Consider the following 25,506-nt stretch of genomic DNA (forward strand, 5'->3'; position numbering starts at 1 on the left):
GTGGTGCCGTACACCCCCCTGTACGGCACTCCGGTGGGCGCGGGGCGGCCCGTTCGAAGGATCTTGACGGGAATGGCCGGCCGTGATCGGCTGCGCTGATGGGCAACCAGTGGCGGGCACAGTTCGACGCGGAGGTCACCTTCGCCAACGGCGGCGGGCTGCGGACGGACGGGTTCCGTCTGGACATTCCCGGCCGCGACATCGCCGACGACGAACTGGCGGCGCTGTTCGTCCGGCACCTCGGGCTGCTGATGGTGGCCGAGGTACGCATCACCGGCCGGACGATCGTCGAGGAGCCGCACAAGGGCGGCCGGGGTGTGGCCGCCGGGGCCGGCCCGGACGACAGTTCCCGGCGGCGGCTGGTCGAGCTGAGCCACGTGGTCACCGACGGCATGACCACCCTGCCGGGCTGGCCGGCGCCACGGATCACCGAGTGGCTGACCCGGGAGGCGTCCCGCGCCAACTACGCCCCCGGCACCGAGTTCCAGGTGGGGCGCATCGACATGATCGCCAACACCGGCACGTACCTGGACACGCCCGCCCACCGCTTCGCCGGGGGCGCCGACCTCGCCGGCACCCCGCTGGACCGCCTCGCCGACCTGCCCGGCGTCGTGGTCCGGGTGCCGGCCGGCACCCGCGCGGTGGACCGGCTGCTGCTGGCGTCGTACGACGTCGCCGGGCACGCGGTGCTGCTGCACACGGGCTGGTCGGCGCACTTCGGCACGGACCGGTACGGCGCGCCGGAGGCGCCCTACCTCACCGGCGACGGCGCCCGGGCCCTGGTCGACGCGGGCGCCGCCCTGGTCGGCATCGACTCGATCAACATCGACGACATGAGCCCGGCGGCGGCCGGCGAGCGACCGGCGCACAGCGCCCTGCTGGCCGCCGGCGTCCCGATCGTGGAGCACCTGACCGGGCTCGACGCGCTGCCCCCGACCGGCTTCCGGTTCACGGCCGCCCCACCGATGGTGGCCGGCATGGGCACCTTCCCGGTACGGGCGTTCGCGGTCCTCAATCCCACCTGATCGGCGACCGAGGGCCACGCCGACACCCCGGGATCAACCTTCGGGTCGGCACGCGGGCGGGCTGTAACGGCAGGCTGCCAGGATGTCACGGGCACCGCGCGTCCCCAGAGAGTTGGCGTTCCTCCCGTTCTCCGGCAGTCGGGCCGTCGCCGCCGGCCTCGTCACGTGGCGGATGCTGCGTGGGCCGTCCTGGCGCCGGCTGCTGCCCGACATCTACGTCCACGTCGACGGTCACCGTGAGAACGACCACCGGATGTGGTGCGACGCCGTTGCCCTCACCCTGCCGGCGGGGGCCGCCGTCAGCGGTCTCAGTGCGGCATTCCTGTGGAGCGTGGACCTCCTCCCACGCGCGAGCCCGGTCTTCGTCACGCTTCCGGCGACGGCCCGCCGACGCTCCACTCGGCGTGTGTCGGTCGACCAACGGTCGTTCTCCGCCCGGGAGATCACCCGCTTCGCCGGCTTGCCGGTCACCACCGGCGTCCGCACGGCCTTCGACCTCGGGCGGCAGTTGCCCCGGACGGACGCGCTCGTCGCGGTGGACGCGCTGCTGCATCAGCGGATGGTCAAGCTCCCGGCGTTGGGCAGCCACCTGGACACGCACAACGGCTGGCCCGGCACCGCCCAACTGCGGGAGGTGCTCACGCTGGCCGAGCCGCTGAGCGAGTCCCCCATGGAGACCCGGCTCCGGCTCGTCCTGCACGACGCCGGTCTGCCACCCCTGACCGCGCAGCACGACGTGTACGGCACCCACCCGCACCGAGGTCGCGTCTTCCTCGGCCGCGTCGACCTCGCCTACCCCCGGTGGCGAATCGCCATCGAGTACGAAGGTGACCACCACCGGGAACGCACCCACTTCCAGCGGGACGTAGCTCGGCTCAACGCACTACGCGCGGCGGGCTGGTTGGTGCTGCGCTTCACGGCGGACGACGTACTGCGGCACCCCGCCCGGATTGTCCGGCTGGTAGCTGACGCAATCCAGGAACGCCGCGTTTGACGACGACCCAGCCAACGGTGATCAGGACGCTATGGACCTTAAAACGGTCAGTTAACGTCCATGGCGTCCTGATCACCAGGGCGCTCGCACGCGCGCACGCCAAGGCGCGGCACCAGGGCGCTCGCACGCGAGCGGAGGGGCGGGCCGGGCGCTCGCACGTCAAGGCCCGACAGCCGGGCTCGCACGTCAAGGCCCGACAGCCGAGCGCTCCCCGCCCGACGGCGGGGCGCTCCCCACGCGAAAACGGGGCGCTTCCCACGCGAAAGCGGGCGGGTGGGGTGGGTCAGTAGCGGACCGAGACTTGTCGGGTGGTCGCGTCGATCCGGATCTCGCCGCCGTACGGGACGATGAGCTGCGGGTCGGTGTGGCCGAGGTCGACGTCGAAGACCACCACCGCGTCGGGGCGGTAGGCGGCGAGCGCCCGGGTGACCGCCGCCCGCTGCGCTTCCGCCCAGTCCCGCCGCTCGTCGGGGGTGTGCTGCCGGGTGAAGTCCCACGCCTTCGGCCGGCCGACGAGGACCGCCGGGAAGCCGGCGAGCAGACCGCGCTCCCCCATGTTGCGCAGGATCCGGAACACCTCGGTGGCCGAGGGCAGTTCCTCGGAGGTCTCGACCATCAGCACCGACCCGGCCAGGTCTCCGGCGTCAGGGACCCGGTCGGCGGCCAGCAGCCAGTGCAGGATCTCCAGGTTGCCGCCCCAGGTGCGCCCCTCGACCACCGTCGACGGCCCCTGCCAGCGCCAGCCCTCGCCCGGGAGCATCTCCGGCTCGTCGGCCAGCGTCGCCGGGTCCTGCCAGTCGTTCGGCCGGTCGCCCCACTGCGGCGCGGGCGTGAGGTCGTACCAGCCGGAGGTGAAGAGGGCCGCGCGCAGCGAGTCGAAGGTCAGCGGGTGCGGGCTGCCCGGCCGGCCGAGGTGCACGAGCACCGACCCGCCGTGGTACGACACGACGCCCAGCCGGTACAGGTGGTTGAGGACGTTGGTGTTGTCGGAGTAGCCGAAGTACGGCTTCGGGTTGGCCCGCAGCACGGCGTCGTCCAGGTGCGGGATGACCGTGATCAGGTCGTCCCCGCCCACCGTGGCGAGCACGGCGGCGATCGTCGGGTCGGCGAAGGCGGCGGTCAGGTCCCGGGCCCGGTCGCGCGGGTCGGCGCCGAGTACCCGGGTGGTCGGATACTCCACCGGCTCCAGGCCGAACTCCTCGCGCAGCCGGCGCAGCCCCAACTCGTACACGTGGGGGAAGAGGGCCGGCAGGCCGGCGGACGGCGAGACGACCGCGACCCGGTCTCCCGGTCGGGGCTTGGGGGGATAGTTGGGCGACGTCATGATCGGACGCTACCGACCGGCTCCACCGGTTTTCCGCTGGTCCGACCCGCCGGGATGCTGGCGGACGGCCTCTAGGCTGGCCCCGCCGAAGTTGATCGAGTATCGGAGGCCGCGTGAGCACCCCCGCCGGACATCCGCCGCAGCCCTTCCACCACGGCCCACCGCACGGCGGCCCGTGGGGAGCCCCCGTGCCGCCGCCGGTGACCCGGCGCATCCCGGAGGACCAGCCCTTCGTGGTACGGCCCAACGTCGCGAAACGCGGCCTGCTGATGACGGGGGTGGTGCTGCTCCTCATCCTCCCGATCGCCTGCTGCGCCGGTCTCGGCATGGCGAACTCGGCCGATCCGCAGCTGCGCTCCCAGTCCGTGGTCGCCATCCTCGGCGTGGTGGGCTGCCTGCTGGCCCTGGTCGCCCTGCCGCTGGGGATCCAGCTCTGGCTGATCGGTTCCGGCGGCCCGGTGCTGGCGCTCGGCCCGGCCGGGCTCTGGATCCGCACCCGGCCGACCCGGGGCCAGGCGATCTGGCTGCCGTGGGAGGGCGTCGCGCGGATCTCCCGGCGTCGGTGGAGCCTGGAGAAGATGCTGGTGGTCACGCCACGCGACGCGCGGGCGCTCCAGCACCTCGGGGCGTTCACGGCGCTCGACAGCGCGGCCCTGAGCGCCTTCTACGGCTCGGGGCTGGTCGCCACGCTCAACTTCGCGGACCGGTCCGAGGCGGAGATCATGGCGGCGGTCGCCCACTACAGCGCGGGCCGCTGCCAGCTCACCTGATCGACGCGGCACCGGCGGCACCGGCCGGGCCGGGAAACGCCACCGACCTGCTCAAGTCCGTCGTCTACTTCGACCGCCGGTCGACCGGCTGGCCGATCGCCGGGCTCACCATCTGGACGTCGCTGGGCGTGGTGGGTGTGCTCAGCGCCACCCCGTTCCAGGCCCGCCGTCGCGCCGGCCGACGCACCGCACCCGGCCCCACCAGCGAAGACGCGCCCCGCGCCGGCTGAGATGTCAGGAAGGGAACCTTCCCCTACCGCAGACGATTGCAAGGGTCCCCTCCTTCCCGGCGGGGGACGCGGATACGATCCAGGGAGTCGGACAGCGCTGTCCTTCGTACTCGCGTAAGGAGCGCATCGTGACCGACCAGCACGACCACGACGGCCCCGACGCCGCCCTGCGGGCCGACATCCGCCGCCTCGGCACCCTGCTCGGGCAGACCCTCGCCCGCCAGGAGGGCCGGCCGCTGCTCGACCTCGTCGAGGAGATCCGCGCCCAGGTGCGCTCCGACGCGCCCACCGCCGCGCAGCGCCTCGCCGGCCTGGACGTCACCACCGGCACCAAGCTGGCCCGCGCCTTCTCCACCTACTTCCACCTGGCCAACATCACGGAGCAGGTGCACCGGGCCCGGGAGCTGCGGCGCCGCCGGGCGGTGCAGGGCGGCTGGCTGGACCAGGCGGCCAAGATGATCGCCGAGCGCGGGGTGCCGGCCGAGGAGATCGCCGCGGCGGCCCGGCGGCTGGCGGTACGGCCCGTCTTCACCGCCCACCCGACCGAGGCGGCCCGCCGGTCGATCCTGTCCAAGCTGCGCGCCATCGCCGACGAGCTCGACACCGAGACCGCGAACGCGATCCTCTACGGCGCCAGCGACGAGGGCCCGGCCAACCGCCGCCTCGCCGAACTGCTCGACCTGATGTGGCAGACCGACGAGCTGCGGCTGGACCGGCCGGACCCGACCGACGAGGCCCGCAACGCCATCTACTACCTGCGCGACCTGTACGCCGAGGCCGCCCCGCAGGTCCTCGACGACCTCGCCGACACGCTGCGCACCCTCGGCGTGGAGACCTCCCCGACCGCCCGGCCGTTGTCCTTCGGCACCTGGATCGGCGGCGACCGCGACGGCAACCCGTTCGTCACGCCGGCCGTGACCCGCGAGGTGCTGACCATCCAGCACGAGCACGGCATCGCGGCCACCGAGAAGGCGATGGACCACCTGATCGACGAGGTGTCAGTGTCCCGGCGGCTGCGCGGGGTGTCGCTCGACCTCTCCGCGAGCCTCGCCACCGACCTGGACGCGCTGCCCGAGGTGGCGGCCCGGTTCCGCCGGGTCAACGCCGAGGAGCCCTACCGGCTCAAGGCCCGCTGCGTGAAGGCGAAGCTGGCCAACACCCGGCAGCGGCTGCGCCAGGGCACCGCGCACGTGCCCGGGCGGGACTACCGCGGCTCCGCCGAGCTGGTCGCCGACCTGGAGCTGCTGCGCGCCTCGCTGGCCCGCAACGCCGGCCAGCTCACCGCCGTGGGCCGGCTCGCCTCGACCATCCGTACGGTCTCGGCGTTCGGGCTGCACCTGGCGACCATGGACGTCCGGGAGCACGCCGAGGCGCACCACGCGGTGCTTGCCCAGCTCTACGCGGCCGTCGGCGAGGTCTCCGACTACCCGTCGCTGAGCCGGCAGGAACGCACGAAGCTGCTCGCCGACGAGCTGACCGGCCGCCGGCCGCTCTCCACCCTGGACACCCCGCTGACCGAGGCGACCCGCAAGACGTTCGACGTGTTCGGCACCATCCGCGAGGCGCAGGACCGGTTCGGCAACGAGGTCATCGAGTCGTACATCGTCTCGATGACGCTCGGCGTGGACGACGTGCTCGCCGCCGTGGTGCTGGCGCGCGAGGCCGGCCTGGTCGACGTGCACAGCGGCCGCTCCCGGATCGGCTTCGTGCCGCTGCTGGAGACCCCGGCCGAGCTGAACACCGGCGGCGAACTGCTCGACGAACTGCTCTCGCTGCCGGCGTACCGGGCCCTGGTGGCGGCGCGCGGCGACGTGCAGGAGGTGATGCTGGGCTACTCCGACTCCAACAAGGAGGCCGGCATCACCACCAGCCAGTGGTCCATCCACCGGGCCCAGCGCGCGCTGCGCGACGTGGCGGCCCGGCACGGCGTACACCTGCGGCTCTTCCACGGTCGCGGCGGCACGGTGGGTCGCGGCGGCGGGCCCACGCACGAGGCGATCCTGGCCCAGCCGTACGGCACCCTGGACGGCGCGATCAAGGTCACCGAGCAGGGCGAGGTCATCTCCGACAAGTACTCGCTGCCGTCGCTGGCGCGGGAGAACCTGGAGCTGACCCTGGCCGCGGTGCTCCAGGCCACCCTGCTGCACACCGCGCCCCGGCAGCCCGCCGAGATGCTGGAACGCTGGGACGCCACCATGGAGCTGGTCTCCGACTCGGCCTTCCGGTCGTACCGGTCGTTGGTCGAGGACCCGGACCTGCCCGCGTACTTCTGGGCGTCGACGCCGACGGAGCTGCTCGGCGCGCTGAACATCGGCTCCCGGCCGGCGAAGCGGCCGAACACCGGGGCCGGGCTCGCTGGGTTGCGCGCCATCCCGTGGGTGTTCGGCTGGACCCAGACCCGGCAGATCGTGCCCGGCTGGTTCGGGGTCGGTTCCGGGCTGGCCGCGGCCCGGGAGGCGGGGCTGGAGGACGTGCTGGCCGAGATGCACCGCAACTGGCACTTCTTCCGCACGTTCCTGTCGAACGTCGAGATGATGCTCACCAAGACCGACCTGAGCATCGCCCGCCGGTACGTCGAGACGCTGGTGCCGAAGAAGCTGCACCCGATCTTCCACAAGATCGAGCAGGAGTACGAGCTGACCAAGCAGGAGGTGCTGGCGGTGACCTCCTCGCCGGCCCTGCTGGAGAACTCCCCGGTGCTCCAGCGCACCCTGGCCGTCCGCGACACGTACCTGGAGCCGCTGCACCACCTCCAGGTCGCCCTGCTGCGCCAGTACCGGGAGTCCGGGGCGGCGGGCCGGGCGGTGGCCACGGCGCCGGGTGGCCGGCGTGCGCCGAGCGACGGCACGGCGCTGGAGCGGGCGCTACTGACCACGGTCAACGGCATCGCCGCCGGCATGCGCAACACGGGCTGAGCAGCGAGGAAGGGCACCTTCCCGCAGCGGAGGGTGCCCTTCCTCCACGGCACCACCGAGCCGGCCCGCGCCGTCGGTGTCGGTCGTGCCGTCGGTGTCGGCCCTACCAGTCTCCGCCGCCGAAGTCACCGCCTCCGAAATCTCCGCCGCCGAAGTCGCCGCCGCCGAAGTCGCCACCCCCGAAGTCTCCGCCGCCGGCCTCGCCGCCCTGCTCGCCGAATCCGGTGCCGTCGCCGAAGCCCTCCTGGTAGCCGGCCTCGTAGCCGTACCCGGGGTCGCCGAAGCCGGGCGAGAAGAGCGCGTCGGCGATCAGCATGCCGCCGAGGACACCCGCGCCGGCGCCCAGCGCGGTCTTCCACCAGGGGGTGGAGTACCAGCCCGCCGGCACCGGCCGGCCCTGGTAGCGCCCGCCCGGGTAGAAGTAGGGGGTGTCGCGGCCGGGCTGCGGGCCGGCCTTGAAGGTCTGCCCCTGCACGTCGACCTGACGCTCCCGGGTGAGCTGCCCGGCGCCCTGCGCGGCGGCCAGCGGGGGCAGCTCGGGGCCGGGATCGATGCCGAGCGCCACCCGGGCCGCCCGGGCGTAGGTCAGCCCCTCCAGCGCGGTCTCCCGGGCCAGGCGGTACTGCTCGACGCTGCGGGCCTGCTCCAGCTGGCTGCCGGCCGCGTTGTAACGCTCCCCGGCGTCGACCAGCGCCTGGCGCACGGCCGGATGGTCGCCGTGCAGGTTCATCACCTGGCCGCCGAGCCGCTCGTACCAGCGCTGGGCGTCGGCCCGCGCGTCGGCGAGGCGACGCTCCGCCCGGGCGGTGCTCTCCTGACGCCACCAGACGACCGCACCCACCAGCAGCACCACGAGGATGAGCAGCGGCAGATATCTCATGTCTGCGACGTTACCCAGGCCAGGCCAGCGCCACGCCTCCGATCGACGCAGCTCGGCGACGCGGACCGGAGACAGGGCCGGCAGCTCCGAGCCGGGCCGGGCCCAGCCGGACCAGGGCAGGGGCGGGCCGGGCGAGGGCAGGGGCGGGCCGGGCTAGTGTCGCCGGCCGAGGTTCCACACGACGGCGTGCACGTCGCCGCCGGTGGCGGCCAGTTGGCCGGCGACGAGCCCCCGGTCGTTGACGAAGCCCACCCGGCCGCCGGAGCGGTTGAGATCCAGCGGGCCGAGGTCGACACTGCGGCCCCGCGCCCAGGCCACGCCGTGCTTCGCGCCGCCGGCGACGGTCGCCTCACCGACCACGGTGCCGGCGTCGTTGATCGCCATGGCCTGGCTGTACGAGCCGCCGAGGGTGCCCAGATCGGTGACGACGCCGTGGTGCCACCGCACGGCGCGCATGTCCGTCGGGGTCTGCGCGCTGCCGGCGACCTGCCCACGCCTGTTGACGCCCACCGGGTAGCTGTCGGTGCCGCCGAGGGTGCCGAGGTCCGTGAAGACACCGTCGTACCACAGGAAGGCGTGCCATCCGGAGCCGTCGACCCGCATGGTGCCGACCACCTGGCCCCGGTCGTTGATGCCGGTGGCCATGCTGGTCGCGCTGGCCGGCGGCGTCAACCGGACCAGCCTGCCGTCGCGCCACAGCGCCGCCTCGGTGCTGGCCCCGTCCGCGCTGTTGGTGAAGCCGACGACGTCGCCGCGGTCGTTGATCGCCGCCGCGAGGGTGTCACCACCGCGACCGGGCAGGTCCGTGCTGATCCCGTTCCGCCAGCGGAACGCCTGGCCGTACTGGCCGCTGTCGTCGGTGTGTCTCGTGCCGATCACCTCGCCGCGCTCGTTGACGCCGACGGCCGAGGACGGCCCGTGGACGGCGGAGAGGTCGGTCATGACGCCGTCGCGCCACCGGAACGGCCTGGTCCGCCCGTCGGCCAGGACGGTGGTGCCGACCACCACGCCCCGCTCGTTGACGGCGGCGCCGTGGCTGTCCGTGCCCAGCGTGCCGAGGTCGGTCAGGGTCCCGTCCCGCCACACGAACGCGTGGATGCGGCCGTCGGCGGTCTGGCTGTCGCCGAGGACCAGCCCGGAGTCGGTGAGCCCGACGGGGACGCTCCAGGCGCCGCCCAGCGTCCCGAGGTCGCGCCAGCCGACGACGCCGCCGGGGGGCGCGGCGGCCACCGCGACCGGCGCGGCCAGGCCGGCGAGGAGGACTCCCGCCGCCGTCGCGACGAGTGTCCGTACGGGACGCAACCGACCAGCCATGCCGTCTCCCTCCGAGGCCCTGTCGTCACTCTGAGCCATGTCACCGCTTCCTGTCTGCCCCGGAACGGCCCCACCTCGCCACGCCGCTCGGCACGATCGGCCACAACGTCCATCCGCGACAAAGGCGGCGGGTGCGACGAGAGCGGCACGGCGGCGCGCGGCGCGCCGGTCTGGCAAGCTCCGGGGGGTGGACTTCTCGACGCTGGCCGTGGTGATCGTCTGCCTCTCCGCCGGGGGCGCGGCGGGTTGGTACGCCGCCCGGACCCGCTCGGCGACCGAGATCGCCCGGCTGGACGCCACGCTGCGGGCCACCCGGGAGGGCGAAGGGCGGCTCGAACAGTCCATGCGGGCGCTGAGCTACGAGGCCACCGCGCAGTCCCAGGAGGCGGTGGCCCGCGCCGTCGCGCCGCTGCACGACACGCTGCGCCGCTACGAGCAGCGGGTCGCCGAGCTGGAGCACGACCGCGTCGACGCGTACGCCGAGCTGCGCGAGCAGGTCCGTGCGATGAGCACGGTCTCGGGCGAGCTGCGTACCGAGACGAAGCAGCTGGTGGCGGCGCTGCGGGCACCCCAGGTACGCGGCCGCTGGGGCGAGCACCAGTTGCGCCGGATCGTCGAGGCGGCCGGCATGCTGGAGCACTGCGACTTCTCCGAGCAGGTCACCGCCGCCACCGACCACCAGGGGGTCCGTCCCGACCTGGTGGTCCGGCTGCACGGCGGCCGGTCGGTGGTGGTGGACGCCAAGGCGCCGTTCGACGCCTACCTGACGGCGATGGAGGCCCGCGACGAGCGGGGCCGCGACACCCACCTCGACGCGCACGCGAAGCACCTGCGCGCGCACGTCGACGCGCTGGCCGCCAAGACCTACTGGGCCGCGTTCGACAGCACGCCGGAGTTCGTGGTGCTCTTCGTGCCGGCCGACCCGTTCCTCGACGTCGCGCTGCAACGCGACCCGACGCTGCTGGAGCACGCGTTCGCCCGCGACGTGGTGCTGGCGACCCCGGCCACCCTGGTCGCGCTGCTGCGTACGGTCGCCTACTCGTGGCGGCAGGAGGCCCTGGCGCGCAACGCGGTCGCGGTGCACTCGCTGGCCCGGGAGCTCTACGGGCGACTGTCGACCCTGGGTGAGCACGTCGGCAAGCTCGGCTCGTCGCTCGGCGGCGCGGTGACCGCGTACAACCGGGCTGTGGGGTCCTTGGAGGCGCGCGTGCTGGTCAGCGCCCGCAAGCTCGCCGAGCTGGGGGTCTCCGACCAGGAGCTGGCCGCGCCCGCGCAGGTCGAGCTGGCGCCCCGTCAGCCGCAGGCCCCGGAACTGCTCGGAAACGCCGAGGCCGGGGCGCCGACCGGCCGGTCGGCACTGGACTGACGGCCGATACCTATCATCGCCGATGTGACAATGGACGCCCACCCATGTCACGAAGTGGTCACAACGAACTCCACGGTAGTGACAGTGACCAGCGGCAGCGCGAAGGATTCGCCTCACGCGTGCCCTGCATCTGAGGGCCCTGTTCTCTGGAGGAAAGAGAACGTGAGCAAACCCCGAAACCTGAGCCGGCGGACCTCCGCCGCGCTCTTCGCGTCGGTCGTGGCGGCCAGCGCCGTGACCGTGGCCGGCGGTGCCGCCACGGCGAGCGCCGCGCCCACCGCCGCACCCGACGCATCCCAGGCCACCCCTGTGGAGGCGCTGGGCTCGCACGACGCCAAGCTGCTCGCCGAGGCGGAGGCGAAGAAGGCCCCGACCGTCACCCTGATCGTGGCCACCAAGAAGGGCGAGGCGAAGGACGTCGCCGCCGACCTCAAGAACCTGGGCGCGGCCGTCACCGAGCGGTACGACAGCATCGGCTACGTCCTGGCCAAGGTCCCCACCTCCAAGGTGGTCAAGGCGGCCACGCTGCCCGGCGTCTCCGCCGTCGACCTGGACGAGACCATCCAGCTGCCCGACCCGACGCCCGAGGTCGCCCCCTCCGGCAAGAAGGCGGCGAAGCAGGCCACGACGCTGGCCGGCCCCGGGGCCGACACCCCGGCCGCCAACCCCTACATGCCGACCAACGAGATCGGCGCGGTCGACTTCGTCGCCAAGAACCCCCAGTGGGACGGCCGCGGCGTCACGATCGGCATCATGGACTCCGGTGTGGACCTCGGTCACCCGGCGCTGCAGAAGACCACCACGGGCGAGCGGAAGATCGTCGACTGGGTGACCGCGACGGACCCGTTCGAGGACGCCACCTGGCGCCCGATGCTCACCGAGGTGACCGGTCCGACGTTCACCTCCGGTGGCGCGACCTGGAAGGCCCCGGCGGGCACCTACCGGTTCAACCGGTTCAGCGAGTCGATCACGGCCGCCAGCGACCCGGCGGGTGACGTCAACCGCGACGGGGACCGGACCGACACGTTCGGCATCCTCTACGACCCGGCCACCCACAACATCTGGGTGGACGTCAACCAGAACAACGACTTCACCGACGACGCCCTGATGCGGCCGTACAAGGAGAAGTTCGACGTCGGGCACTTCGGCACCGACAACCCGGCCACCCCGGTGGTCGAGCGGATCCCGTTCGTGGTCGAGTACCGCGAGGACGTGGACACCGCCCCTCTCGGCGGTCCCGGCCTGGTGGACTACGTCAACATCGGCATCGTGGAGAGCACCCACGGCACCCACGTCGCCGGCATCACCGCCGCCAACGACATGCTCGGCAACGGCGCCTTCGACGGTGCCGCGCCCGGTGCCAAGCTGGTCTCCGCCCGGGCCTGCTCGTGGGGTGGCGGCTGCACCTACGCCGCCCTCACCACCGGCATGGCCGACCTGGTGATCAACCGCAAGGTCGACGTGGTCAACATGTCGATCGGCGGTCTGCCGGCGCTGAACGACGGCAACAACGCCCGCGCCGAGCTGTACAACAACCTGATCACCACCTACGGCGTGCAGATGTTCATCTCGGCCGGCAACTCCGGCCCGGGCCTGAACACCATCGGCGACCCGTCGGTGGCCGCCAACGTGGTCAGCGTCGCGGCGAGCATCAGCAAGGACACCTGGCTGGCCAACTACGGCTCCGCGGTGAAGACGAAGAACGCGCTGTTCAACTTCTCCTCCCGGGGCCCGCGTGAGGACGGCGGCATCAAGCCGAACATCGCCGCCCCCGGCTCGGCCATCTCCACCGCCCCGACCTGGCAGCCCGGCAACGCGGTCCCCGAGGCCGGCTACCCGCTGCCCCCGGGCTACGCGATGCTGAACGGCACCTCGATGGCCTCCCCGCAGGCCACCGGCGCCGCCGCGCTGCTGCTGTCGGCCGCCAAGGCGACCGACAAGGGCGTCACCCCGGCCGCGCTGCGCCGGGCGATCTACAGCTCGGCCAAGCCGATCAAGGACGTCCCGACGTACGGCCAGGGCTACGGCATGTTCAACGTGCCGGGCGCGTGGAAGCTGCTGCGCAAGGGCGTGGAGACGCGCTCCTACACCTCCGAGGCCCCGGTCTGCACCGTCCTGTCCGGTCAGCTGGGCACCCCGAACCTGGGCACCGGCCTCTACAACCGTTGCGCCTCCACCGATGGTGGGCAGCGGATCGGCCAGTCGAAGAGCTACCAGGTCAAGGTCACCCGCACCAGCGGGCCGGCCGGCACCGTGAAGCACAACGTGGGTCTGCGCGGCAACGACGGCACCTTCACGGCGCCGAAGACCGTCTCGCTCCCGCTGAACAAGACCGTCACCGTCCCGATCACCGCCAAGCCCGCCACCGCCGGCGCGCACGGCGCGATCATGACGATCGACGACCCGGCCACCTCGGTGATCGACTTCGAGGTCTCCACCGTCATCGTCGCCTCGAACGACGTGAAGAAGCCGAACTTCTCCTTCTCGACCGAGGGCTCGGTCGACCGGAACGGCTTCACCTCGTACTTCGTGACGGTTCCGCCGGGCACGGGCGCCCTCCAGGTGAACCTGTCGGGCATCGCCACCGGTTCGCAGACCCGGTTCATCGCCTTCAACCCGTACGGCGTCCCGGTGGAGAGCACCTCCAGCCTCGCCTGCTACACCAACTTCTCCGACGCCAACGCCTGCAAGCCGCAGGAGCGCGACTACCAGAACCCGATCGCCGGGGTCTGGGAGATCGAGGTGGAGTCCCGTCGGACCTCGCCGTCGCTGAACAACCCGTTCCAGCTCACGGCGCGGGTGCAGGGTGTCGCGGTCGAGCCGGCCGTGGTCGAGCTGCCGTCGGTCACCGCCGGCGCGGCGACCCCGGTGACCTGGTCGCTGACCAACACCTTCGGCCCGGTCGCGGTGACCGGTCAGGGTGGCCCGCTCTCCAGCGTCCACGCTGAGCGGCCCACCATCACCGAGGGCACGTCGCACGAGTACACCGTGGAGGTGCCGGCGGGCGCGACCCGCTTCACCGCCCGGATCGGCAACCCGGCCAGCGCCGCGGCCGACCTCGACCTCTACGTCTTCCGCGGTACTGCGGAGGTCGGTCGGGCCGCCGACGGCGACTCCGAGGAGGCCGTGACCATCAACAACCCGCCGGCGGGCACCTACCGGGTGGTCGTCGAGGGCTACGCGGTGGACGGAGCCGGTGGCAGCACCGCCTACGACTACCGGGACTCGTTCTCCGCGGCGGCGCTGGGCACTCTCGCGGCGCCCGCCACCCCGCTCAACCTGGCCCACGGCGCCACCGCCACCCTCACCGGTACGGTGACCGCCCAGTCCACCCCGGTCGCCGGTCGGGCGCTCTTCGGTGAGCTGTCCGTGGTGACCACTGAGGGCGCGGTCGTCGGCCGCGGTGCCGTCTCCATCGGCGCCGTGAACTGACCCGTCCCGCACCGGAACACCGGAGCCCGTCCCCACCCGGGGGCGGGCTCCGCCCGTTGCGGTGACCTCCGACGCGACCCAGCGGGCTCGGGACGCCCGACGCGGCCACGAGCGGACGCGCTCGCCCCTCCGTCGCGACGCAGGAGGCTCGGGACGCCCGACGCGGGCACGGGCGGACGCGCTCGCCCCCGGTGGGCACGCGCACCCACGGGTGACGGACGGTCGTCCGGTCAGCCCAGGCGGGCGGTACCGGTCAGCCCTCGCAGGCGGTACCGGTCAGCCCCGGCGGGCGGTCTCGACCAGGAAGGGCGTGCCCTGCTGGCAGGTCGTGAGCAGGTCGCGCTGGACCCGGCCGGTGACCGTGACCTTGGCGCCCGCCTTCAGCAGGTCCCGCGGGCCGCCGATCAGCAGGTAGTTGTCGAGCAGCAGGCAGTTGGGCTCCACCCCGGAGGTGACGGTCCCGGTCAGGGTGGTGCCGCCGGCCGGTGGCGTCTTCGTCGGCCCGCCGCTGGGCTTCGTGGGCGGGGGCAGGGCCGGCCCCGTCGGGTCCACCGGGTCGCCGGGGGTCGGCGGGACCGCGGGGCTGCTTGGATCAGGGCTGGGCGGGCTGGTCACCGGCTGCGCTCCCGTGGGGGTCGGGGTGGGGGTGTCGCCGGTACCGTCCTGCCCGCCGCAGGCGCTCAGCGCCACGCAGACGGCCAGCGCGGAGACGGCGAGCCGAAGAGTCCTCATACCCTGGTCTGACGCAGCGGGACCGCCCACCGTTCCCGCCGGTCAGCCACGGGCCGCGGCGGCGGCCTTCATGTCCCGCTTGAGCTCCTGCGGCAGCGAGAAGGTCAACCGCTCGTTGGCGGTCACCACCTCGTCGACGTCGGTGAAGCCACGCGCGGCGAGGTGGGCGAGGACCTCCTGGACGAGTTGGTCGGGAACGCTGGCGCCCGAGGTCAGGCCGACCGTGCGCGCTCCCTCCAGCCACGCGTCGTCGATCTCGTGCGCGAAGTCGACGAGGTGACCGGCGCGTGCCCCGGCGTCCAGGGCGACCTCGACGAGGCGTACGGAGTTGGAGGAGTTGGCCGAGCCGACGACGATCATCACGTCACACTCGGGCGCGATCTCCTTGACCACGTGCTGCCGGTTGGAGGTGGCGTAGCAGATGTCGTCGCTGGGCGGCGACTGGAGCATGGGCAGCCGCTTCTTGAGCCGGGCCACCGTCTCCAGCGTCTCGTCGACCGAGAGGGTGGTCTGGGAGAGCCAGACGACCTTGTTCGGGTCGCGGACGGTGATCCGGTCGGCGTCCTCCGGGCCGTCCACGAGCTGGATGTGCTCGGGGGCCTCGCCGGAGGTGCCGATGACCTCCTCGTGCCCCTCGTGGCCGATGAGCAGGATGTCGTAGTCCTCGGCGGCAAACCGCTTCGCCTCCTGGTGCACCTTGGTGACCAGCGGGCAGGTCGCGTCGATCGCCCGCAGCGAGCGGGTCCGGGCCTGCTCGTAGACCTCCGGGGCCACCCCGTGCGCGGAGAAGATGACGGTGGCGCCCTCCGGCACCTCCTCGTTCTCCTCCACGAAGATCGCGCCCTGGGCCTCCAGCGTCTGCACGACGTGCTTGTTGTGCACGATCTGCTTGCGTACGTAGATCGGGGCGCCGTAGAGCTTGAGTGCCTCCTCCACGGTCTGCACCGCGCGGTCCACGCCAGCGCAGTAGCCGCGGGGCTTGGCCAGGATCACGCGCTTGCCGGTCCGGGACGTCACTTCAGCCTGAGTCACCCGCCCATCGTACGTGCCGCCCCGGAGGGCGACACGGGCCGCGACCGCCACCACGGCGCGATGCCGGCCGCCCGCCGCCCGCCCCCGGCCGAGCCGCGCGGGACTGTCCGGGGCGGGCCGTAGGGTGGGCGGGTGAGCACAGGCGAGGTGGAGCGGAGCACGTCCGAGGAGCCGTGGCCGGTCCGGGTGGTCAGCCAGAAGGTCGGCGCCTGGATCGCCCGGCTGGGCTGGGTGTGGGTGGACGGGCAGGTGGCGCAGATCAGCCGCCGGCCGGGTGCCAGCACCGTCTTCCTCACGCTGCGGGACCCGTCGGCCGACCTGAGCCTGACGGTCACCACCAACCGGGACGTCCTGGACGTCGGCGCCCCTGAGCTGCGCGAGGGCGCCCGGGTGGTGCTGCACGCCAAGCCGGAGTTCTACGCGGCCCGGGGCACGCTGAGCCTGCGCGCCGACGAGATCCGGCAGGTCGGCCTCGGCGAGCTGCTGGCCCGGCTGGAGAAGCTGAAGAAGCTGCTCGCGGCCGAGGGGCTGTTCGACCGGGCGCGCAAGCGCCGGCCGCCGTTCCTGCCCAACCGGGTGGGGTTGATCACGGGTCGCGCCTCGGCCGCCGAGCGGGACGTGCTGACCAACGCCCGCCGGCGCTGGCCGGCGGTGGAGTTCCGCACGGTCAACGTGGCCGTGCAGGGGCCGAGCGCCGTCCCGCAGATCGTCGACGCGCTCAAGGTGCTGGACGCCGACCCGACCGTCGACGTGATCGTCATCGCCCGGGGCGGGGGCGGCATCGAGGACCTGCTGCCCTTCTCCGACGAGGCGCTCTGCCGGGCCGTCTTCGCCTGCCGCACGCCGGTGGTCAGCGCGATCGGCCACGAGACCGACGCGCCGCTGGTCGACTACGTCGCCGACGTACGGGCCTCGACGCCGACCGACGCTGCCAAGCGCGTGGTTCCGGACCTCACCGAGGAGGTCCGCGTCATCCGGCAGGCCCGGCACCGCCTCGAACGTGCGGTGCGCAACCTGGTGGACCGCGAGTCGCACCGGCTCGACGGCCTGCGCTCCCGACCGGTGCTGGCCCGCCCGCAGGTGATGGTCGACCAGCGGCTCGCCGACCTGACCGGGCTGCGCCAGCGGGCCGGGCGCTGCCTGGACCACCGGCTCGCCGCTGCCGACGACGACCTGCGGCACACCCTGGCCCGGCTGCGCGCCCTCTCCCCCGCCGCCACCCTCGACCGGGGCTACGCGATCGTCCAGCGCGCCGACGGTCACGTCGTACGCGCCGCGTCCGAGGTCGGCAAGGGCGACCCGCTCCGGGTACGCCTCGCCGAGGGCGAGCTGGCGGCGACGGTCGACGGCTGAACGGGAGCGGAACACACGAGGGCGGGCCGGCCGCGACGGTCGACGCTGAACGGAAGCGGAAACACGACGGCGGGCCGGCCGCGGCGGTCGACGGCTGAACGGCGACGGGATCACGATGTGGTGGGATGGCAGCGATGACTGACGAGAAGAAGGCCGAACAGCTCAGCTACGAGCAGGCCCGCGCCGAGCTGGCGTCGGTGGTCGAGCGGCTGGAGACCGGCGGCACCACGCTGGAGGAGTCACTGGCGCTCTGGGAGCGCGGCGAGAAGCTGGCCGAGACCTGCCAGCGCTGGCTCGACGGTGCCCGCGCCCGCATAGACGCCGCCCGCCAGGACCCCACCTCCTGACCTCCCCCGCCCGAACCCCGGCCCCGGCCCCGGCCCACCCGGCGATCATGGAGTTGTGGTGGGCGATACAGGGCGTTCTACACCTTGTGTCACCCACCACAACTGCATGATCGGCGCGGGCGGGAGCGCGGGCGGGGGGTGGGGTCAGTTGAAGAGGTTGTAGAGCTCGGCGGGGGCCTCGACGACCTGGTCCGCCGGGGGCTTCTGGGCGGCGGTGGCGCTGCCGTAGTCCGAGTACGTGATCTTGATGTCCTGCGCCTTGGTCTGGCCGGCGGCCGGGATCTGGATGACCATCTCGCTGAGCCGGCCCTGCGGGTCGAGCTTCGCGGTGAACGGCACCGACTTCGCCTGCGCCCCGAGGGCCGTGATCACCGTCGGGTCCACCGAACCCGCCTCGGCCGCCTTCGACACGTCGATCGTGCCGGCGTACGCGCCGTCGCCGGTCTGGCGTACCTCCGTGATGCCCTGCGTCAGCACCTCGCTGCCGGCCGGGTCGACCTTGTCGAAGTCGAAGCCGAGGTTGCGGTTGCCCTTGATCCGGGTCTGGTCCAGGTGCTGGTACTTGCCGAGGTTGAGCTTCTGCACGCCCGGCACGCTCTTGGCGGTCGTGCCACCGAGTTCAACCTTCACCCAGCTGTCCGGCTTGTAGTGGACGAGGTCGAGCTTCATGAACAGGTCGTCGGTCGGCTTGCCGATCGTCACCCGCATCTCGGCGCTCTGGGTGGGCTCGTGGACCCGCCCCTCGGCCGTCGAGCCGACGCCGGACATGGTGAACCGGAAGTTGCCGTTGCTGATCTCACGGGTGGAGGCCAGCAGCGCCTGCTTGGCGTCACCGGCCGCCGGGGCCGCGCTGCCGGAGGGCGCGGGCGTGCCGGACGCCGAGACGGTCGGGGAGGCGGACGAGCCCGCCGTGGGGGTCCCGGCGGAGTTGCAGGCGGCCAGGCCGGGAGTGAAGAGGGCGGCGGCCACCAGGCCGGCGCTCAGGCGTCGAACAGTCATACGTGTCTCCCACATGGGTCACCCGACGCACCTGGCGGCGGCCGGAAACCGGGCGACGCACCACGTCGGCTGCGCCGCGCGAACCCCCTGAGGCCGGCTGCCGGGGGCGACCGGTCCGGGTCCGCCCCACTCCTGTTCCCTGTCGCCGCGTCGCACAATCACCGGGATGTCCGGTTGCCCCGGACGGGTGACCCCGGAACGCGGAAACGGGGCGGCCGGAGCCGCCCCGTTTCCGTGTGTCGCTGTTACTTCTTGAACATCTCGTACGTCTCGGGGGACGCCTCGACCACCTTGTCCGCCGGCGGCTTCTGCGCGGCGGTGGCGCTGCCGTAGTCCGCGTACGTGACCTTGATGTCGTGCGCCTTGGTCTCGCCGGCGCCCGGGACGGAGATGACCAGCTCGGTGAGCCGGCCCTCCGCGTCCAGCTTGGCGGTGAAGGGCAGCGCCTTGGCCTGCGCGCCGAGGGCCTTGACCAGGTCGGCGTCCAGGGTGGCGGCGTCGCCCGCGGCGGACACGTCGAGCTTGCCGGTGTAGCTGCCCTCGGCGGTCTTCTGCACCTCGGTGATGCCCTTGGTCAGCTTCGCGCTGCCGGCCGGGTCGACTTCCTCCATGTAGCGGCTGAGCTCGCCGGCGCCCTTGACCTTGGACTGGTCGAGGTGCTGGTACTTGCCCTTCCACTTCTCCGCGCCCGGGATCATGGCGCCCAGCTCGCCGAGGTCGAGCATCACCCAGCTCTCCGGCTCGATGTAGATCAGCTCCATGCCCATCGACATGCCGCCGGACTCGTCGTCGAACTTCATGCTGAACTGGGCGCTGTTGCTGGGCTTGTGCACCAGGCCCTTGCCGGTCAGCCCCGCACCGGCCAGCGTGAAGGTGAAGTTGCCCTTCTCGATCTCCTTGGTGGAGGCGAGCAGCGCCTCCTTGGGGTCGGCGGGCACGGCCGACGCTGCCGAGCCGGCGGCGGTCGGCGCGGGATCGTCCGACTTGCAGGCGGTCAGGCCGGGAACGAGCAGGGTGGCGGCGAGCACGCCGACGCTCCACCGTCGAATGTTCACAGTCAGTTGTCTCTCTTCACGAAACGATGAGCACCTGGCGGACTTCAGCCGCCGGGCAGTGAGCCGGGGCAGCGTAGCCGATCCGACCGACACCCAGGGGGCAGTCGTGGGAGCGGGCTACCGGATCGCCGAGGCCAGGTGCCGCAGTTCGTTGTCCCGGGCGTCGCCGACCACGATCACGGTCCGGTTCGGTTCGAGCAGGACCAGGGCCTGTTCGTTGCCGCGGGCGGTGTACCGCTGCCAGGAACGCCCGCCCAGGTCCGTCTGGCCCTGCGGTTGCCCCTCGGCGGTCAGCTCGGCGGGCAGCAGCCGCTCCGGAGGCACGCTGCTCTGCACCAACTGGGCGGCCCGCCCCTCCGGGGTGAGATAGCCGAGGCGGAGGCTCGACCCGCCTTCGACGGTCTGGAAGTTCGCGCTGACCGTGCGCCAGCCGTCGCCCAGCTCCGCCGGCTCGCTGACCGGGAAGGCGTTGGCGGCCCGCGCCGATTCGAGGGCGGGCGCCGGGTCGACGGTCGTCGGCTGGTCGCCGCCGAGGAAGCCCCGGTAGAAGGCGAGCAGCAGGGCGATCGGGATCAGCAGCACGAGCAGCGAGATCGCCATGTCCTTCGGCGAGCGCTCGGACTTGCGGGTGTCGACCGCCGGCGGCGGCGCGGGCTGCTCGCCCGTCTCCGCCCCGCCGTCGGGCGGGGCTGCCCCAGAGGCGCCGGCGGGTTCGACCAGCGCCTGCTCCCCTTCCGGTACGGCGGCGGCCCGGGTCGGGGCGACCGGCGGCTGGCCGTCCGGCGGCGTCGAGTCGGCGGGTACGCGATCGGCAGGCTGTGCGGCTTCCACCCCACCATCTTCGCAGCCTCCCGACCGGCCGTATCCGGGCCATCACCGCCCCGACCCCGCGCCGGGTGAGCGATCGTGTGAGGATCAGCGACAAACCCGGCAGCGGCGACGCCGCACCCTGCCGCCCCGCAACGTCGCGAGGAGGAGCCGTCATGACGAACACCAGGACGCGGATCCCACAGGATCTCGACCGCAACCTCGCCCTCGACCTGGTCCGGGTCACCGAGGCCGCGGCGATGGCCGCCGGTCGCTGGGTCGGTCGGGGCGACAAGGAGGGCGGCGACGGAGCCGCCGTCGACGCGATGCGCAAGCTGATCAACTCGATCCCCATGCGGGGCGTCGTGGTGATCGGCGAGGGTGAGAAGGACAACGCCCCGATGCTCTTCAACGGCGAGCACGTCGGCGACGGCACCGGCCCGGAGGTGGACGTCGCCGTCGACCCGGTCGACGGCACCACGCTGATGAGCAAGGGCATGCCGAACGCGGTGGCGGTGCTCGCCGTCTCCGAGCGGGGCGCGATGTTCGACCCGAGCGCGGTCTTCTACATGGAGAAGCTCGCCGTCGGCCCGGCGTACGCCGAGGTGGTGGACATCAACGCCGGGGTGGCCGAGAACCTGCGCCGGATCGCCAAGGTCAAGGGCACCGACGTCTCCGAGGTCACGGTCTGCGTGCTGGACCGCAGCCGCCACGACGACCTGGTCACGCAGATCCGCCGGGTCGGGGCGGGCATCCGGTTCATCTCCGACGGCGACATCGCCGGCTCCATCGCGGCGGCCCGGGGCGAGTCCGACGTCGACGTGCTGATGGGCATCGGCGGCACCCCGGAGGGCATCATCTCCGCGTGCGCGCTGAAGTGCATGGGCGGGGCGATGCAGGCCAAGCTCTGGCCGCGCGACGCCGAGGAGCGGGAGAAGGCGCTCGCCGCCGGGCACGACCTGGACCGGGTGCTGACGACCGACGACCTCGTCACCGGGGACAACTGCTTCTTCGTGGCCACCGGCGTCACCTCCGGCGACCTGCTGCGGGGCGTCCGCTACCGGGCCGGTGGCGCGTACACGCAGTCGATCGTCATGCGCTCGAAGAGCGGCACGATCCGGGTGATCGACTCGTACCACCGGCTGGAGAAGCTCGCGCTCTACTCGGCCGTCGACTTCGACGGCCGCCCGCTGGCCGAGCAGGAGTGAGCCTCGCCGGGACGCTGGCCACTCCAGCCACGTCGGCGGCCCGCCGGATCACCGGCGTGGGCCTCGCGACCGCCTCCGGGCTGGCCGTGGCCGTGCAGTCCCGGATCAACGGCGAGTTGGGCGTACGCCTGGCCGACGGGATCGCCGCCGCGGTCGTCTCGTTCGGGGTGGGCCTGCTGGTGCTGCTGGTGCTGGTCCCCGCCACCCCGGGTGGGCGGCGGGGGCTGGTCGCCCTGCGCGGCGCGCTCACCGACGGCACGTTGCGGCCGTGGCACTGCCTCGGCGGGGCGTGCGGCGCGCTCCTGGTCGCCGCCCAGGGGCTGACCATCGGCACCCTCGGCGTGGCGGTCTTCACCGTCGCGGTGGTCGCCGGCCAGTCCGGCAGCAGCCTGGCCGTCGACCGGGCCGGGATCGGTCCGGGCGGTCGCCAGCCGGTCACCGGCCAGCGGCTGGCCGGCGCGGCGCTGACCGTGGTCGCGGTCCTGCTGGCCGTCGGCGACCGGCTCGGCGACCCGGGCACCCTCGTGCTGGCCCTGCTGCCGCTGCTCGCCGGGGTGGCCATCGCCTGGCAGCAGGCGGTCAACGGCCGGGTACGGATGGCCGCCGGCAGCGCGCTGACCGCCACGCTCGTCAACTTCTCCGTCGGCACGGTGGCCCTGCTGGTCGCCTTCGCCGTCGACGTCGCGCTCCGGGGCTGGCCGGCGGGCGGCGCGCCGGCCGAGCCGTGGCTCTACCTGGGCGGCCCGATCGGGATCGTGTTCATCGCGATCGCCGCGGCGATCGTCCGGTTCACCGGCGTGCTGCTGCTCGGCCTGTCCACCATCGCCGGGCAGATCGTCGGCGCCGTACTGCTGGACCTGCTGCTGCCCACGGCGGCCTCCCGCCCGGGGCCCGTCACCCTCCTCGGCGCGGCGCTGACCCTGGTCGCGGTCGGAGTCGCCGCCCTCGCCCCGCCGCCCCGCCCCGGCCGCTGACGTCGCCACCGGTGGGCGTGCCGGACCGGTGGCCCGCCGGTACCGGGCGGCGTGCCGGACCGGAGCCCGGCCGGCGCCGACAACGCCCCGCGCTCGCGCTTGTCGCGGCCGTCGCGGCGTACGGCAGCGGTGCGTCAGGTGCCGTCGGACGAGTGCCCGGGGAACAGGTGCGCGCTCGGGTCGATGGCCACCGCCGCGTTGTTGACCGCCGTGGCGGCCTCGCCGAAGCCGGTGGCGATCAGCCGCACCTTGCCCGGGTACTCCGTGATGTCGCCCGCCGCGAAGACCCGGGGCAGGTTCGTCGCCATCGCGCTGTCGACGACGATGTGCCGGCGGTCCAGCCGCAGCCCCCACTCGGCCAGCGGGCCGAGGTCGGCGGTGAAGCCGAGGGCGGCCACCACCGTGTCCACCGGCAGCAGCTCCGCCGCGCCGCCGCGTACGGTGATCTCGGCGCCGGTGACCGTGCCGTCGCCGTGCAGCCTGGTCACCTCGGCGTTGACGATCACGCGCACCGGCAGCCCCAGCACCCGGGCGACGGTGGCCGCGTGCGCCCGGAACTTCTCCCGCCGGTGCACCACCGTCACCGAGCGGGCCAGCGGCTCGAGCGTCGACGCCCAGTCGAAGGCGGAGTCGCCGCCACCGACGATCAGCACGTCCCGGCCGGCCAGCTCCGTCGGCTGCGGTACGAAGTAGACGATCCCGGCGCCGGCGAAGTGCTCCGCCACCGGCAGCGGGCGGGGCGTGAAGCTGCCCAGCCCACCGGTGACGATCACCGCCCCGCACCGCAGCTGCCCGCCCCCGGCGAGGCCGAGCACCGGCTGCCCGTCGGCGTACGAGAGCTTCTCGGCGCGGGTGCCGAGCAGGTAGCACGGGTCGAAGGGAGCTGCCTGGGCGACGAGGTTGGCCACCAGGTCCCGCCCCTTGACCGCCGGGAAGCCGGCGACGTCGTGGATCAGCTTCTCCGGGTACATGGCGGTGATCTGGCCGCCGGGCTCGGGCAGCGCGTCGACGACCGCGACGGAGAGCCCTCGGAATCCGGCGTAGTACGCCGCGAACAGTCCGGCGGGGCCGGCCCCGATCACCGCGACATCGACCTCGCGCATGTGCGTACCGTCGCTTTCCGCTCACGGACCAACGCGTGCTGATCCCGACGGTAGGGCCGGCGGCGCGCCCGGGGCAAGCATGTCCCACCGGGCCGCACGGCACCGGCGCGTCGACGCTCAGGGCATGGTGAGCGTGGACTCCGAGCGGTGGGGGCCGCCCAGGTCTCCCCGGCGGCGCCGGAAGATGATCGCGGCGACCACCCCGCCGAGCAGCCCGAACAGGTGCCCCTGCCAGGAGATCCGCTCGTCGGTGGGGAGGATGCCGACCAGCTGCCAGCCGTAGAGCAGGCCGACGAGCAGGAAGACCGCGAAGTTCCACCAGCTCCGTTCGACGATGCCCCGGGTCAGCAGGATGCCCAGGTAGCCGAAGATGACCCCGCTCGCGCCGACCACCACGGAGGTCGACGAGCCGGTGAACCACACCCCCAGCCCGCTGACCAGGATGATGACGAGCGTCGACCAGAGGAAGCGGCGGGCGCCGGCGGCGAGCACGAAGGTGCCGAGCAGGATCAGCGGGATGCTGTTGCTGTAGAGGTGGTCGAAGCCGTGGTGCAGGAACGGCGAGAAGAAGACCCCGTCGAGCCCGTCGATGCGCTTCGGGATGATTCCGGCCGTGGCGTCGAGGCCGACCGCGAGTCCCTGGTCGAGGGCCTCGATGAGGAAGAGGAACGGCACCACCGCGCACATGGCGACGAAGGCCCGGCCGAGCGCGGCGTAGAACGCCTCGGTGCCGAACCGGTGCGGGTCGCCGCTTCCCGGGTGCAGGGTCACCCGTCAAGAGCTATCAGGTGTCGGGCGCAGCCGCCACTTCTGCGGCGATCCGTACCCGGAACGACGAGGGCGGGGTGTGTGGACGCCCACACACCCCGCCGTCGAAGGTCGATCAGTACCAGCCCACGTCCTGCGAATGGGCCCAGGCCTTGCAGGGCGAACCGTAGCGGCCCTCGATGTAGCCGAGGCCCCACTTGATCTGGGTCGCCGGGTTGGTCTGCCAGTCGTCGGCGACGGAGCCCATCTTGCTGCCCGGCAGCGACTGCGGGATGCCGTACGCCCCCGACGACGGGTTGCGGGCCTTGTGGTTCCAGCCGCTCTCCTTGTCCCAGAGCTTGTTCAGGCACGGGAACTGGTCCATCCCGAAGCCCGCCTTCACCATGAGCGCGCAGCCGACCTCGCGGTTGCCGCTGAACTCGGCGCAGGAGGCCGGGATGGGTCCGTCGTACGGCTTGCTCTCGGCGGCCTTCTCGGCCGCGGCCTTGGCGGCGGCCTCGCGGGCCTTCTTCCGCGACGCGGCGGCGGCCTCGGCCTCGCGGGCGCGCTTGGCGGCCTCCTTGGCAGCCGCGGCGGCGCGCAGCTTCGCCTGGTACTCGGCGGTCCGCTGCTTCGCGGACTGCACCTGCTGGGCGGCCTGCCGCTCGCGCTGGTACTCGAACTCGGCCTGCTCGACAGCGGCACCGACCTGCGCGGTCAGGCCCTGCTGCTGGGTCTGGCGGTCTTCACCCAGGTAGACACCGCCGGCAACGCCCACGGAGAGCAGTGCGACAGCGGCCGTACGGGCGCCGAACCGGCTCCACAGCCGACTCACGAAGTGGTCCCTTCGTCGGGTGCAAGGACACGGCGCGGGGCGGCGACCCGGGTGGGTCGCGTCC

The 25,506-nt window shown here is 73.1% G+C and carries 21 protein-coding genes; 10 read left to right on the top strand and 11 right to left on the bottom strand.

What is annotated here, in order from left to right:
• Window positions 1-98: 98 nt before the first annotated feature.
• Together ACPXCB_RS20135 and ACPXCB_RS20140 are read left to right on the top strand one after the other, a co-directional pair.
• Window positions 99-1,025 carry a cyclase family protein gene (locus tag ACPXCB_RS20135; protein WP_425877178.1) on the top strand — a complete coding sequence of 309 codons (927 nt, stop codon included), beginning with the start codon at window positions 99-101 and terminating at the stop codon, window positions 1,023-1,025.
• Window positions 1,026-1,107: 82 nt separating this feature from the next.
• Entirely contained in the window at window positions 1,108-2,019 is a 912-nt protein-coding gene (locus ACPXCB_RS20140; RefSeq protein WP_425877179.1) for an endonuclease domain-containing protein, read from the top strand.
• Between the two features lie 283 nt (window positions 2,020-2,302).
• On the opposite strand, the gene ACPXCB_RS20145 is transcribed toward ACPXCB_RS20140, so the two are convergent.
• A complete protein-coding gene (locus tag ACPXCB_RS20145) occupies window positions 2,303-3,343 on the bottom strand; it encodes a S66 family peptidase (RefSeq protein WP_425877180.1) in 1,041 nt (346 codons plus the stop codon).
• A gap of 113 nt (window positions 3,344-3,456) precedes the next feature.
• Here ACPXCB_RS20145 and ACPXCB_RS20150 point away from each other — a divergent pair, with 113 nt between their 5' ends.
• Window positions 3,457-4,113 (top strand): hypothetical protein, encoded by a 657-nt coding sequence (locus tag ACPXCB_RS20150; RefSeq protein WP_425877181.1) that lies wholly within the window; start codon window positions 3,457-3,459, stop codon window positions 4,111-4,113.
• A gap of 358 nt (window positions 4,114-4,471) precedes the next feature.
• Entirely contained in the window at window positions 4,472-7,258 is a 2,787-nt protein-coding gene (gene ppc, locus ACPXCB_RS20155) for a phosphoenolpyruvate carboxylase (RefSeq protein ID WP_425877182.1), read from the top strand.
• A gap of 103 nt (window positions 7,259-7,361) precedes the next feature.
• Here the strand turns inward: ppc and ACPXCB_RS20160 are convergent, their stop codons facing one another.
• Together ACPXCB_RS20160 and ACPXCB_RS20165 are read right to left on the bottom strand one after the other, a co-directional pair.
• Window positions 7,362-8,138, bottom strand: coding sequence for a hypothetical protein (locus ACPXCB_RS20160; RefSeq protein ID WP_425877183.1), 777 nt, complete (start codon window positions 8,136-8,138; stop codon window positions 7,362-7,364).
• A gap of 153 nt (window positions 8,139-8,291) precedes the next feature.
• Entirely contained in the window at window positions 8,292-9,452 is a 1,161-nt protein-coding gene (locus ACPXCB_RS20165; RefSeq protein ID WP_425877184.1) for a hypothetical protein, read from the bottom strand.
• A gap of 187 nt (window positions 9,453-9,639) precedes the next feature.
• On the opposite strand from ACPXCB_RS20165, the gene ACPXCB_RS20170 reads away from it, so the two are divergent.
• Complete coding sequence (locus ACPXCB_RS20170; protein ID WP_425877185.1) at window positions 9,640-10,818, top strand: DNA recombination protein RmuC; 1,179 nt, start codon at window positions 9,640-9,642, stop codon at window positions 10,816-10,818.
• Between the two features lie 162 nt (window positions 10,819-10,980).
• Window positions 10,981-14,250, top strand: coding sequence for a S8 family serine peptidase (locus ACPXCB_RS20175; RefSeq protein WP_425877186.1), 3,270 nt, complete (start codon window positions 10,981-10,983; stop codon window positions 14,248-14,250).
• A gap of 276 nt (window positions 14,251-14,526) precedes the next feature.
• On the opposite strand, the gene ACPXCB_RS20180 is transcribed toward ACPXCB_RS20175, so the two are convergent.
• On the bottom strand, window positions 14,527-14,982 hold the full coding sequence (locus tag ACPXCB_RS20180; protein WP_425877187.1) for a hypothetical protein: 456 nt from the start codon (window positions 14,980-14,982) through the stop codon (window positions 14,527-14,529).
• Between the two features lie 42 nt (window positions 14,983-15,024).
• Window positions 15,025-16,014 carry a 4-hydroxy-3-methylbut-2-enyl diphosphate reductase gene (locus ACPXCB_RS20185; RefSeq protein ID WP_132233380.1) on the bottom strand — a complete coding sequence of 330 codons (990 nt, stop codon included), beginning with the start codon at window positions 16,012-16,014 and terminating at the stop codon, window positions 15,025-15,027.
• Window positions 16,015-16,146: 132 nt separating this feature from the next.
• Between ACPXCB_RS20185 and xseA the strand changes: the two genes are divergently transcribed.
• The gene (xseA, locus tag ACPXCB_RS20190; protein ID WP_425877188.1) at window positions 16,147-17,367 is read left to right on the top strand and encodes an exodeoxyribonuclease VII large subunit; all 1,221 of its coding nucleotides are present in this window, start codon (window positions 16,147-16,149) and stop codon (window positions 17,365-17,367) included.
• A 134-nt stretch (window positions 17,368-17,501) separates the two neighbouring features.
• Window positions 17,502-17,714, top strand: coding sequence for an exodeoxyribonuclease VII small subunit (locus ACPXCB_RS20195; RefSeq protein ID WP_132233964.1), 213 nt, complete (start codon window positions 17,502-17,504; stop codon window positions 17,712-17,714).
• A gap of 144 nt (window positions 17,715-17,858) precedes the next feature.
• On the opposite strand, the gene ACPXCB_RS20200 is transcribed toward ACPXCB_RS20195, so the two are convergent.
• The 3 genes from ACPXCB_RS20200 to ACPXCB_RS20210 all read right to left on the bottom strand — a co-directional run bounded on the left by ACPXCB_RS20200 (window position 17,859) and on the right by ACPXCB_RS20210 (window position 20,599).
• The gene (locus tag ACPXCB_RS20200; protein WP_425877189.1) at window positions 17,859-18,713 is read right to left on the bottom strand and encodes a hypothetical protein; all 855 of its coding nucleotides are present in this window, start codon (window positions 18,711-18,713) and stop codon (window positions 17,859-17,861) included.
• Window positions 18,714-18,958: 245 nt separating this feature from the next.
• Window positions 18,959-19,768 carry a hypothetical protein gene (locus tag ACPXCB_RS20205; RefSeq protein ID WP_425877190.1) on the bottom strand — a complete coding sequence of 270 codons (810 nt, stop codon included), beginning with the start codon at window positions 19,766-19,768 and terminating at the stop codon, window positions 18,959-18,961.
• A 117-nt stretch (window positions 19,769-19,885) separates the two neighbouring features.
• Window positions 19,886-20,599, bottom strand: coding sequence for a DUF4245 family protein (locus ACPXCB_RS20210; RefSeq protein ID WP_425877191.1), 714 nt, complete (start codon window positions 20,597-20,599; stop codon window positions 19,886-19,888).
• Between the two features lie 152 nt (window positions 20,600-20,751).
• Between ACPXCB_RS20210 and glpX the strand changes: the two genes are divergently transcribed.
• Both glpX and ACPXCB_RS20220 read left to right on the top strand, forming a co-directional pair.
• Entirely contained in the window at window positions 20,752-21,783 is a 1,032-nt protein-coding gene (gene glpX, locus ACPXCB_RS20215; protein WP_425877192.1) for a class II fructose-bisphosphatase, read from the top strand.
• Window positions 21,780-22,757, top strand: coding sequence for a DMT family transporter (locus tag ACPXCB_RS20220; RefSeq protein WP_425877193.1), 978 nt, complete (start codon window positions 21,780-21,782; stop codon window positions 22,755-22,757). Before glpX ends, ACPXCB_RS20220 begins: the two co-directional genes overlap by 4 nt.
• 134 nt (window positions 22,758-22,891) lie before the next feature.
• Here ACPXCB_RS20220 and ACPXCB_RS20225 read toward each other — a convergent pair whose 3' ends face one another.
• From ACPXCB_RS20225 to ACPXCB_RS20235, 3 genes are all read right to left on the bottom strand, one after another.
• The gene (locus tag ACPXCB_RS20225; protein WP_425877194.1) at window positions 22,892-23,860 is read right to left on the bottom strand and encodes an NAD(P)/FAD-dependent oxidoreductase; all 969 of its coding nucleotides are present in this window, start codon (window positions 23,858-23,860) and stop codon (window positions 22,892-22,894) included.
• A 117-nt stretch (window positions 23,861-23,977) separates the two neighbouring features.
• Window positions 23,978-24,631 carry a rhomboid family intramembrane serine protease gene (locus tag ACPXCB_RS20230; RefSeq protein ID WP_151455782.1) on the bottom strand — a complete coding sequence of 218 codons (654 nt, stop codon included), beginning with the start codon at window positions 24,629-24,631 and terminating at the stop codon, window positions 23,978-23,980.
• A gap of 112 nt (window positions 24,632-24,743) precedes the next feature.
• Window positions 24,744-25,442 (bottom strand): lytic transglycosylase domain-containing protein, encoded by a 699-nt coding sequence (locus ACPXCB_RS20235; protein WP_357577891.1) that lies wholly within the window; start codon window positions 25,440-25,442, stop codon window positions 24,744-24,746.
• Window positions 25,443-25,506: the final 64 nt, after the last annotated feature.

It is taken from the genome of Micromonospora sp. DT62, from assembly GCF_049847285.1.
GTDB lineage: Bacteria > Actinomycetota > Actinomycetes > Mycobacteriales > Micromonosporaceae > Micromonospora > Micromonospora reichwaldensis.